The following is a 10,848-nucleotide window of genomic DNA, read 5'->3' on the forward strand; positions in this document are numbered from 1 at the left end:
GCCGGCAGCTCGTCGAGGCGGTGCCCCGTCCTCAGGCGGGGCCGCTCCCGGTCTCCGGGGCATCGCGGAGCGGGAGTTCGACCCGGACGGTGAGGCCGCCGTTGGGGCGCGGGACGGCGGTGACGGTGCCGTGGTGGGTGAGGGTGACGGCGTGGACCACGGCGAGTCCCAGCCCCGCGCCTTCGGTGCGGTGCTCCGGGCCGCGCTGGAAGGGTTCGAAGAGGGCGGGGATCTCGTCCGGATCCAGGGTCGGCCCGGTGTTGGAGACCTCGATGAAGGCCCGGGCGCCGCGAGTGCCGGTGGTCATGGTGACCGTTCCGTCGCGGTGGTTGTGCCGTACGGCGTTGGCCAGCAGGTTCAGCGCGACCTGGCGCAGCAGGGCGGGATCCCCGGTGACGGGTGCGGGGTCGAGGGCGGTGGTGACGGTGACCGCCGCGGCGGCCGTCTCGTCGGCCAGGTCGGTGAGGGCGTGCCCGGCGGTGTCGGCGAGGTCGACGGGGTGGGGGGTGAGGTGCTCGCTCTCGCCGCGGGCCAGGGTCAGCAGCGCGTCGATGAGGCGTTCGGTGCGGGCGTTGGCGTCGAGCGCGCGCCGGAGGGCGGGGAGCAGGTCGGCGGGGACGCGGCCCTGGGCGAGCGGGATCTCCAGCGCGGTGCGCTGGAGGGTGAGCGGGGTGCGCAGTTCGTGCGAGGCGTGGGCGGTGAAGCGGCGCTGGGCGGTGAAGCTGCGCTGGAGGCGGTCGAGCATGGCGTCGAAGGTGTCGCCGAGTTCGCGGACCTCGTCGTGCGGGCCGGTGAGGCCGAGCCGTTCGTCCAGGGCGCGGCCGGTGCCGATCCGCCGGGCCGCGGCGGTGACCTGGTGGAGGCGGCGCAGGGAGCGGCGTGCGGCCCACCAGGCGAGCAGCGCGGCGAGGACGGTGAACGCGGCGAGCAGCAGCAGGGAGCGGGTCAGCAGGTCGGCGAGGACGGTGTGCTGGAAGTCGGCGAACCCCTGGGCGGGGGTGGTGGGTGCGGCGGGCACGGTGTCGGCGCCGGACGGGAAGCCGGTGGGGGCGCCGATGGCCGGGCCGGTGGGCTCGGGTTCGAGCGGCGCCGGGGTCGCCTGCGCGAGCGTGGGGACGACCAGACTGCGGTTGGCCTCCAGGAGTTGGCGGGCGCTCAACCAGTTCAGCAGGAGCAGGCCGCAGCCGAGGGTGGCGAAGAGCGCGGTCGTGGCCAGGGTCAGCCTGGTGCGCAGGGGCAGGGCGTACGGGGCAGGTCGGCGGCCGGTGCGGGGTTCGGTGCGGGGTCCGGTGCGGGGCCGCCTCACAGCCGGTACCCGTAGCCGGGGTCGTGGGTGATCAGCGGTGGTTCGCCGATCTTGCGGCGCAGCGAGTGCACGGTGACCCGGACGGCCGTGGTGGCGGGGTCCAGCGCCGGGTCCCAGAGGCTGTCGCGGAGCTGTTCGGTGGTGACCGGTGCGCCGTCCGCGGCCAGGAGCAGTTCGAGGACGCCGAGTTCCCTGGGCGTGAGCCGCAACGGCCGGCCGTCGCGTTCGGCGACCCTGCGCACGGTGTCGAGGCTGATGCCGTGCCGGCTGAGCACCGTGGTGCCGGTGGGGGTGCGGCGGGCCAACGCGCGCAGCCGGGCGACCAGTTCGAGGTAGGAGAACGGCTTGGCGAGGTAGTCGTCGGCGCCCTTGCCGAGGCCGTCGACGAGGTCGGACAGGGTGCCGGCGGCGGTGAGCATGAGGATCCGGGCCGGGTAGCCGGCGGTGTCCAGCGCCCGGCAGACGGCGTCCCCGCTCAGCCGCGGCAGGTTCCGGTCCAGGACCAGCACGTCGTAGTCGGCCGCGGCGGTCATTTCGAGCGCGCGGGCGCCGTCGGGGGCGATGTCGCAGACCATCCCCTCCGCGCGCAGGCCCTCGGCGAGCATCGCCGCCAGCTCCCGCTCGTCCTCGACGATCAGTACTCGCATCTGGTCCCACTCCGCTCGGATCCGCTGGGGGCCGCGGCTGCGGCACACGCGGCGGCCCGGCGGATCAAGGATGCCCCGGTGGGCGTTAGCCGACGGTTAGGCGCACGCTCACGGGTGGCTCACCGGCCGGTCCGTAGAACTGCTGGGGTCAGCACCGACTCCAGCAGGGAGAGCAGGACATGCGTACCGAGACGACCGTACGGGCCGTACTGGCGGCGACCGCCGTGGCGGTGGCACTGGTGGTGAGCGGGTGCTCCTCGGCCGACCAGGCCCCCCGGGTGACGGGTGACGGCAAGGGGGGCAGGAGCGCGCCGCAGGACGACGCCGCGGTCCGCAAGGCGTGGGTGGACTGCATGCACCAGCAGGGTCAGACCGGTGTCCAGCAGGACAAGGACGGCAACATCACCGTCCCGGCGGCCGGGACGGACTCCGGCTCGGCCGGCGACTACGAGCCGGCGGCCAAGATCTGCGACGCCAAGGTCCCCGGGATCCACCAGGTCACGTTGAAGAACCACGAGCGGTTCGTCGAGATGGCCCGCGCGTTCGTCGCGTGCGCGAGGAAGAACGGCTATCCGGACCTGCCCGACCCCGACCCGAAGAACGGCATCCTCGAGATCCCCCGGGCCTCGTTCGACATGGCCAAGTGGGATGCCGTCCAACCGGCCTGCGGCAAGCTCCCGATGCCCGGCTACCACATCGGCGAGTGACCGTGAACCACACCACCGAAACCCCCGGTCCCGCTCCGGCCCCCGCCGACGCCCCCGCCGACGCACCGCCCGCCCGCACCCGCGGCCCACGCCGCAGGGCCGTCGTCTCGCTCGCCCTGGTCGCCGCGATCGGCGGCGCCGGCGCGCTGGCCGTCACCCGCCCCTGGGAGCACCGCACGTCGGCCGCCGGTCAGGCGTCCCCGGGCCACGAAACCGTCGTGGTGCAGAAGGGATCGCTGTCCAGCGGCATCCAGGTCGGCGGCGCCCTCGCCTACGACGCGCCCACCCCCGTCGTGGCCGCCGGCCACGGAACGCTCACGGCCCTCCCGGCCGTGGGCTCCGTGGTCAAGGCGGGCGGCAAGCTCTACGAGGTCGACGGTCAGGCCGTCGTACTGCTGCGAGGCGAACGGCCGTTGTGGCGCGACCTCGGCCCCGGTGTCGGCGACGGCCCCGACGTCGGACAGCTCAAGCGCAACCTGATCGACCTCGGCTACGCCGACGGACTCGGCCTGGCCGCCGACCGGAAGTTCACCGAGGGCACCGCCACCGCCGTCAAACGCTGGCAGAAGGCCCTCGGCGCGCAGCAGACCGGGACCGTCACCCTCGGCAGCGTCGTCATGCTGCCGCAGCAGGCCGTCCGGGTGCAGCAGGTCGGCGCCCAACTCGGCTCGGCCGTCGGCACCACCGCGATCATCACCGTGAGCAGCACCGACCTCGTCGCCACCGTGAAGCCCGCCGACAACCAGCTCTCCCGGTTCAAGCCCAACGGCCCGACCGTGGTGAAGCTCGCCGACGGCACCACCATCAGCGGGCGCATCCGCTCCCTGGTGCGGGAGAGCGCGGGGGGCGGTGGCGACGCCGGCCCGGGAGGCTCCGGCGGCGGCGCGGGCCCGGAGAAGACCACCGTCACCATCACGCTCGACGACCAGGCGAAGGCCCAGCAGGCCGGACCCTCCTCGGTGACCGTCAACGTGGTCGGCGACACCGCCGAGGACGCGCTCATCGTCCCCGTCACCGCGCTGGTCGCCCTGGACGGCGGAGGCTACGGCGTCAGGGTCGTCGACGGTGCCGGCGCCGACGCCCCCACCCGGCTGGTGAAGGTCCGGCTCGGCCTGGTCGCCGACGCCAAGGCGCAGATCACCGGCGACGTCCGCGGCGGCGACCAGGTGGTGATCCCGAAGTGACGCCCCACCACCCGCACACCGAGCCCGCGGCGCAGTCCCCGGCGCAGACCGGCACGGCGCCCCCCGTCCTGGAACTCACCGCCGTCACCAAGGAGTACCCCGGGTCACCGCCGCTGCGCATCCTGCACGGCATCGACCTCACCGTCACCCCCGGAGAACTCCTCGCCGTCGTCGGCCCCTCCGGCTCCGGCAAGTCCACCCTGCTCGCCCTGCTCGGCTCGCTGGACCGCCCCACCACCGGACGACTGCGCTTCGAGGGCCGCGACCTGTCCGACCTCTCCGACCCCGAACTGGCCGCCCTGCGCGCCCACCGGATCGGCTTCGTCTTCCAGCAGTTCTTCCTGCTGCCCGGACTCAGCACGGTCGAGAACGTCGCCACCGGCCTCCTCTACAGCGGCGCCCCCGCGTCACTGCGGCGCGCCGACGCCGCCCGGGCGCTGCGCGACGTCGGGCTCGGCCACCGGCTCGACCACCGCCCCGACCAGCTCTCCGGCGGCGAGAAGCAACGCGTCGCCATCGCCCGCGCACTCGTCGGCCGCCCCGCGCTCCTGCTCGCCGACGAGCCCACCGGCGCCCTGGACAGCGTCTCCGGCGCGGCCGTCGTCGACCTGCTGCGCACCCTGAACGCCGACGGCACCACGGTCGTCGTCATCACCCACGACCGCGAACTGGCCGCCTCCTTCCCCCGGCGCATCGGCATCCACGACGGCCGGATCGACTTCGACGAGCGCCACCCCGACCCCGCGGGAGCCGGCCTGTGACCCCCCACCACGAACACCGCCCCCAGCACGAACACCGCCCGCGCCGCAGCCGGCTGCGCCCGACCGATCTGCTGCGCCTGGGCATGATCGGGCCGCGCACCCGCAAGCTGCGCTCCGCGCTGTCCGCGTTCGGCATCTGCCTGGGCATCGCCGCCGTCATCGCCGTCACCGGGATCTCCTTCTCCAACCAGGCCCACCTGCTGGCCCGCCTGGACCAGCTCGGCTCCAACCTGCTCACCGTCGCCCCCGGCAAGGGCGCCGACCAGCAACCGGTCCCACTGCCGCCCACGGCCGAGAAGATGCTCGCCGACATCGCCCCCGTCCAGCAGGTGACCGCGACCGGGGCCACCAAGGCCCAGGTCTACCGCAACGACCTCGTCCCGCCGCAGCAGACCGGCAGCCTCACCGTGCTCGCCGCCCGGCTCAACCTGCTCGACGTCCTGTACACCACCGTGCGCAGCGGACGCTGGCTCGACGCGGCGAGCGAGAACCTGCCCGTGACCGTCCTCGGCGACCGGGCCGCCCAGCGGCTCGGCGTCACCGCTCCCGGTGAGCGGGTCTGGCTGGGCGGACAGTCGTTCCTCGTCACCGGGATCCTGGCCCCGAACGAACTCGCGCCCGAGATCGGCACCGCCGCCCTGGTCGGCTGGCCCCAGGCCACGGCCCACCTGGGCGCGGACGGCACCGCCGCCACCGTCTACCTGCGCTCCTATCCCGAACGCGTCCCCGACGTCCAGGCCGTCGCCGCGGCCACCGCCAACCCCGCCGGACCGAACACCGTGGCCGTCAGCCGCCCCTCCGACCTGCTCACGGCCCGGTCCGAGGCGAAGAACGCCCTCACCGGGCTGGTCCTCGCCCTCGCCGCGGTCGCCCTGCTCGTCGGCGGCGTCGGCATCGCCAACACCATGGTGGTCAGTGTGATGGAGCGCCGCGGCGAGGTCGGACTGCGCCGCGCACTGGGCGCCCGGGGCGGACAGATCGCCGTCCAGTTCCTGCTCGAAGCCGTCCTGATGGGCCTGCTCGGCGGCCTCGCCGGCCTGCTGCTGGGCGGCCTCACCGTCTACGGCTACGCCCTCGCCCAGGGCTGGCCCGCCACCATCCCTCTGCCCGTCCTGGTCGCCGGACCACTGGTGTCGGTCCTGGTGGCCGCCGTCGCCGGGATCTACCCGGCCCTGCGCGCGGCCAAGGCCTCACCGACGGACGCGTTGCGTTCGACCTAGCGAGCCGCGGACCAGCAGGGGTGCCCGCACTCCTCATCGAATCCTCATGCCGTCTCACCGAGACTCGCATCCCGCACCAGGCGGCCCGAACGGACGGAGCAGGGAATTGCGGCAGACCCTCCGGAGCACCCCCGACCCGCTGGTGACGGGCGGTCACAGCCCCGGCACCCCGGACGCCCGGCCACGCCGTCGAGCGCCTCACCGGCGCCGTGCCCTCGCCCTGATCCTGACGGGGCTGGGCCTGGTCCCGCTGGTCGGCTGCTCCTCGGCGGTGCTGCAGGTCCTCCCGCCGAAGTGCCGGCCGACCACGACCGCCACCGCTGATCCACCGGTCCGTTCGAGCCGCATCACCGGGTGCGTGCCGGTGGCCTGCCTGCGCTCCGCGCGGTCGGCGCTGCCGGTGGCGCGGCGGTGCCTGCCGGCCGTTCGGGAGTCCGGCCGCGGGGACGTCGGTCAGCAGGTCGTGCCGGTGGGTATCGGGCGCAGCTCGGTGAGGTAGGCGTCCACGGCGTCGCCGACGCAGGCGTTGCTGCGGCCGTAGGCGGTGTGGCCGAAGCCGCGGTAGGTCAGGAGCATGCCGGCCGGGAACTGGCGGGCCAGGCCCTGGGCGTCGGCGTACGGGGTGGCGGGGTCACCGGTGGTGCCGACGACGAGGACGGGCGGTGCGTCCTTGGCGTCGACGGTGTGGGGGTCGCGGGGGGCGGCGGGCCAGTCGTGGCACACCAGTTCGTCGATCACGCCGGAGGGACCGTAGACCCCGGCGTCCCGGTAGGACCGGTCGACGGCCTCCCAGTAGGCCTGGGGGTCGCGCGGGTGGGAGACCTCCAGGCAGTTGACGGCGGTGAAGGCGTCGTCGGAGTTGTCGCGCTCCGCGTCGGCGGGCCGTGGGCCGCGGGCCGAGGCCTTCCGGCCGTGGGTGCCGGCGGTCCGGCTGCCCTGGCCGCTCTGGTCGCTCTGGTCGTCCGGGCCGGCCTGGTCGCCGCCGGCGAGCTCCGCGAGCTTGGTGCCGTCGCCGCCCTGGGCGGCCTTCAACGCCTCGGAGAGGTCCGCCCATTGGTCCTCGGGCGTGTACATCGACATGGTGATCACGGTGTGCAGGGTGCGGAGGTCGACGTGGTCGGCCGTGCCGGGGACGGGCAGCGGCTGCTTGGCGGCCTTCTCGTACAGGTCGTCGACGAGTCGGCGGATCCCGTCGGGGGTGGCCGCGGGGCAGGCCTCCTTGGCCACTTCGGCGCAGTGCTGGGCGTAGTCGTCCACGGCACTGCGGAAGGCCGCCGACTGTTCCACCGAGCGCTGGTACCAGTCCTTGGCCGGGTCGATGGCACCGTCGAGGACGAGGGCGCGCACGCGGCGGGGGAAGAGTTCGGCGTAGGAGGTGCCCAGGCTGGTCCCGTAGGAGAAGCCGAGGAACGAGAGCTTCTCGTCGCCGAGTACGGCCCGCAGGACGTCCATGTCGCGGGCGGCGTCCGGGGTTCCGACGTGCGGCAGGATGGCACCGCTGCGCGCCTTGCAGGCCTGGGCGGTGCGGTCGGCGTCGGCGAGTGCGGCCTTGCGCTCCTCGTCGGTGCGGGGGTAGAGCCCGCCGGTGGCCTCCCCGCCGGCACCGTCGGGCTTGTCCCCGGTGCCGGGGGCGGCGTCGTCACCGGTGCAGTCGACGGCCGGGGTGCTGCCGCCGACCCCGCGCGGGTCGAAGCCCACGATGTCGAACCGGGCGCGGACGCGGGCGCCGAACGAGTCCACGGTGCCGCCCTCCAGCATGGCCACCCCGGATCCGCCCGGACCGCCCGGGTTGACCAGCAGGGAGCCGATCCGCGCGCCGGGGTCCTTGGCCCGGGCCCGGGCCAGCGGGAGGACGAAGGTCCTGCCGTCCTCGGGGTGGGCGTAGTCCATCGGCACGGTCAGGGTGGCGCATTCCAGGTCGCCGCAGGCGTTCCAGGTCGGCTTCTGCCCGTAGAAGGTGCCGAGCGCGCGGGGCACGGGACCCTGGCTCCCGCTCGGAGCGGCTCCGGCCGGCCCGTCGGGGCCGCACCCGGTGAGGGCGGCACCGCCGAGGACGGCGAGGGCGAGGACGAGCACGGCGTGCCTGCGGGGGGTGGTGAACGTCATGGGGTGGCTCCCGGGGTCGGCGTTGCCGCCACCCTGCCCCGGGCTGCCTGAAGTTTTAGTGAGGATCCCGCCGACCCAGCGGCCCCGGGGGGCGGGAGCCGGCGCCCAGGCGGAGGGTGAAGCGGGCGCCCCCGGTGGGGCTGGTCCCGACGGTGAGGCTCCCGTCGTGGGCGTGGGCGACCCAGGAGGTGATGGACAGGCCGAGCCCCGAGGAGCCGGAGCCGCTGCGGAAGCGCTCGAAGAGCGAGCCGGCCAACTCCGGCGGCACGCCCGGACCGCTGTCGTCCACCGTGACCACGCCGTCGCCGGTCACGCGGAGGTGGATGTCGGCCGGCGCGCCCGGGGCGTGGCCGTAGGCGAGGGCGTTGCCGAGCAGATTGGCGACGGCCCGGCGCAGCAGGTCCGGGTCGGCGGTGACGACGGCCGGTTCGGTGCGGACGGTGACGCGGTGCCCGCCGGTGTCGGTGTCGTCGACGACCGCCTCGACGAGCTGGTCGAGCCGCAGGGGTTCGCGCACGGGCGCGCTGATGCCCGCCACGAGCCTGGCCCGGGTGAGCAGCCCGTCGACGAGGTCGCCCATCCGGGCCGCCAGGCGTTCCGTGCGCTGCAGCGCACTGGTGCGGACGGTGTCCTGCGGCTGGGCGTCGCCGGGCCGGGCGGGCTCCCGCAGGCCGGGCTCCCGCAGGGCGGTTTCCCGCAGACCGGTTTCCCGCAGGGCGGTGGCGGCGAGGGCGCGCAGCGTGGCGGCCGGGGTGCGCAGGTCGTGGGCGGCGTCGGCGAGGAACTGCTCCTGGAGCCGGAGCGTGGCGAGCGCGGGGCGGATGGCGCGGCCGGCCAGCAGGTGCCCGGCCACCGCGGACAGGGACACCAGCACCAGGCTGCCGGTGATCAGCAGGACGCGCAGCTGGTGCTGCGCCGGGTCGGTGGCGGTGCTGGCGGCCACCACCACGGCGCCGCCGGGGGTTTCACCGTCCGGCCCGGGGAAGGGCCGGACGAGCAGCCGGACCGGTCGGCCGTCCTGGGCCCGGCGTTCCTCCTCGACCGTGGCGTTCGTCGTGGCCGCGCGGACGGCGAGGTCGTGGATGTCGGCGTCGGTGGCGCGTATGCAGGGGGTCCGCGGGGCGTGCACCACCGTGTAGCGGCCCGAGGTCCGTTCCAGGACCGTCAGTTGGGGGCAGTTGGTGTCCGTGGTGTCCAGCAGGTCGTGGACGAAGAGCTGGTCCTGTTCGTCGTAGCCGAGCTGGGTGACGGCCGTGCTGCCGAGCATCCGCAGTTCGGTGTCGAGCTGGCGGCTGCGCGCGGTGGTGTCGCTGTGGACGGCGAAGGCGGTCAGTCCGACCAGGCCGACGGCGCTGGTCAGGGTGAACAGGGCGGTCAACCGGAGCCGGAGGCGGCGGATCCGGGCCTCGGCGGTCAGCACCCGGTGCCGCCGCCGGTGGCCAGGCGGTACCCGAGGCCGCGGACGGTGACGATCGGGCACGGGTCCCCCAGTTTGCGGCGCAGCTGGGAGACCAGGACCTCGACGACGTTGGAGTTCGGCTCGGCCATCTCGTCCCAGCACTTCTCGATGAGTTCGGCGCGGGAGACGGCCTGGTCCGCGCGGGCGGCCAGCACTTCGAGGACGGCGAACTCCTTGCCGGTCAGGACCAGCAGGACACCGGCGCGGCGGACCTGGCGGCGGGCCATGTCGATCTCCAGGTCGCCGGCGTGCTGGACGGGCGGGCGGACCGTTCCGCTGCGGCGGCAGAGACTGTGCACCCGGGCCACCAGCTCGGCGATGGCGAAAGGTTTCACCAGATAGTCGTCGCCGCCCCCGGCGAAGCCGTCCACCCGGTCGGCGACGGTGTCGCGGGCGGTCAGGAAGAGCACCGGGACGGTGCGCCCGTCGCGCCGCAGCCGCCGGACGTAGTCGACGGCGTCCCCGGCGGGCAGCATCCGGTCGAACACCGCGCAGTCGTAGTCCGTGACGAACAGCGCCTCGTCCGCGGCCGGCAGGTCCGCCGCCTCGTCGACGGCCAGCCCGCCGCCGCGCAGCGCCGCGGCCACGGCGAAGCGCAGGTCCTCGTCGTCCTCGACCACCAGTACTCGCACCGGCGCACTATAGCCCGAGGCCGGAGGGCGTCTGCCCCCGGTGGACGGCGGCGAGGCCCCTGCCCCCGCCCCGCCCCCGCCACAGATCAGCGCCGACGATGCGACGACCCACCGGTCGGGTGCGGGCGCAGAGTCCGCAACCGCCGACCGCCGCCGGTGCGCCACTGCGCCCCCGGCAAAGCGCCGGACGGCGTTGACGCCCGGTGCCGGCGGGGCGGAGCGTGAAGCCTGGCACGTGCCACCCCGTCCGTCCTCACGGAAGAGGAAATCGCCATGCGTCGAAGAACCTCCGCCCTGGCCGTCTGCGCCACCGCCCTCGCCCTGCTCCTCGGGTGCGCCGGTACCGCCGGCGCCGCCCCGCTCGCGCACCCCGCCCCGGCCGCCGCGCACCCCGCCCCCGCCGCCACCCCGGCCTTCGGGACCCAGACGCGGATCCCGCTGTACAACCCCGTCCCGGCCGGCTGGGCAGTGATCAGCCAGAACGCCGCGAACCACGACAAGCTCATCGAGTACCTCGGCGGGGCCCCCTTCGGAGCCAGGGTCGCCCTGCTCGCCAACCAGGGCCTGCCGGCCGGCTGGGTGCTCGTCGGCGGCCTGCTCGACGGACAGACCGCGGTGGTGAGCTACCTCGGCGGCGCCCCGCACGGCACGACGGCCATGGCCTACGTGGTGATCCTGGAGCCGGGCGGCCGCATCATCGGCTACTCCGTCCCGTCCGGCTGGCGGGTCACGTCCACCGTCACCCGCAGCGACGGCACGTACCAGGTCCTCCTCTTCCCCTGAGCCGAGCCCGCACGGCCGACCCCTCGCCAACTCCCGCTGTGCC

The 10,848-nt window shown here is 74.9% G+C and carries 10 protein-coding genes; 5 read left to right on the plus strand and 5 right to left on the minus strand.

The window, feature by feature from the left end; all coding sequences use genetic code 11:
- Nucleotides 1–31: 31 nt before the first annotated feature.
- Nucleotides 32–1,306 carry a sensor histidine kinase gene (locus ACFXPX_RS32875; RefSeq protein WP_380644291.1) on the minus strand — a complete coding sequence of 425 codons (1,275 nt, stop codon included), beginning with the start codon at nt 1,304–1,306 and terminating at the stop codon, nt 32–34.
- On the minus strand, nt 1,303–1,953 hold the full coding sequence (locus tag ACFXPX_RS32880) for a response regulator transcription factor (protein ID WP_380644292.1): 651 nt from the start codon (nt 1,951–1,953) through the stop codon (nt 1,303–1,305). The genes ACFXPX_RS32875 and ACFXPX_RS32880 overlap by 4 nt, the downstream gene beginning before the upstream one ends.
- Before the next feature lie 179 nt (nt 1,954–2,132).
- Between ACFXPX_RS32880 and ACFXPX_RS32885 the strand changes: the two genes are divergently transcribed.
- From ACFXPX_RS32885 to ACFXPX_RS32900, 4 genes are read left to right on the plus strand one after another with little or no spacing between them, the layout of a single operon-like run.
- Nucleotides 2,133–2,660 carry a hypothetical protein gene (locus ACFXPX_RS32885; protein ID WP_380644293.1) on the plus strand — a complete coding sequence of 176 codons (528 nt, stop codon included), beginning with the start codon at nt 2,133–2,135 and terminating at the stop codon, nt 2,658–2,660.
- Complete coding sequence (locus tag ACFXPX_RS32890) at nt 2,657–3,844, plus strand: peptidoglycan-binding protein (RefSeq protein ID WP_380644294.1); 1,188 nt, start codon at nt 2,657–2,659, stop codon at nt 3,842–3,844. Before ACFXPX_RS32885 ends, ACFXPX_RS32890 begins: the two co-directional genes overlap by 4 nt.
- A complete protein-coding gene (locus tag ACFXPX_RS32895; protein ID WP_380593613.1) occupies nt 3,841–4,605 on the plus strand; it encodes an ABC transporter ATP-binding protein in 765 nt (254 codons plus the stop codon). The genes ACFXPX_RS32890 and ACFXPX_RS32895 overlap by 4 nt, the downstream gene beginning before the upstream one ends.
- Complete coding sequence (locus ACFXPX_RS32900) at nt 4,602–5,825, plus strand: ABC transporter permease (RefSeq protein ID WP_380644295.1); 1,224 nt, start codon at nt 4,602–4,604, stop codon at nt 5,823–5,825. The genes ACFXPX_RS32895 and ACFXPX_RS32900 overlap by 4 nt, the downstream gene beginning before the upstream one ends.
- Nucleotides 5,826–6,278: 453 nt before the next feature.
- Here ACFXPX_RS32900 and ACFXPX_RS32905 read toward each other — a convergent pair whose 3' ends face one another.
- From ACFXPX_RS32905 to ACFXPX_RS32915, 3 genes are read right to left on the minus strand one after another with little or no spacing between them, the layout of a single operon-like run.
- Nucleotides 6,279–7,931 carry an alpha/beta hydrolase gene (locus tag ACFXPX_RS32905; protein WP_380593615.1) on the minus strand — a complete coding sequence of 551 codons (1,653 nt, stop codon included), beginning with the start codon at nt 7,929–7,931 and terminating at the stop codon, nt 6,279–6,281.
- A 55-nt stretch (nt 7,932–7,986) separates the two neighbouring features.
- Nucleotides 7,987–9,351: a sensor histidine kinase gene (locus tag ACFXPX_RS32910; protein WP_380593616.1), complete on the minus strand. Its 1,365-nt coding sequence runs from the start codon at nt 9,349–9,351 to the stop codon at nt 7,987–7,989.
- A complete protein-coding gene (locus tag ACFXPX_RS32915; protein WP_380529735.1) occupies nt 9,345–10,022 on the minus strand; it encodes a response regulator transcription factor in 678 nt (225 codons plus the stop codon). The genes ACFXPX_RS32910 and ACFXPX_RS32915 overlap by 7 nt, the downstream gene beginning before the upstream one ends.
- A 273-nt stretch (nt 10,023–10,295) precedes the next feature.
- Here ACFXPX_RS32915 and ACFXPX_RS32920 point away from each other — a divergent pair, with 273 nt between their 5' ends.
- Entirely contained in the window at nt 10,296–10,805 is a 510-nt protein-coding gene (locus ACFXPX_RS32920) for a hypothetical protein (RefSeq protein ID WP_380644296.1), read from the plus strand.
- Nucleotides 10,806–10,848: the final 43 nt, after the last annotated feature.

The organism is Kitasatospora sp. NPDC059146 (assembly GCF_042786665.1).
GTDB lineage: Bacteria > Actinomycetota > Actinomycetes > Streptomycetales > Streptomycetaceae > Kitasatospora.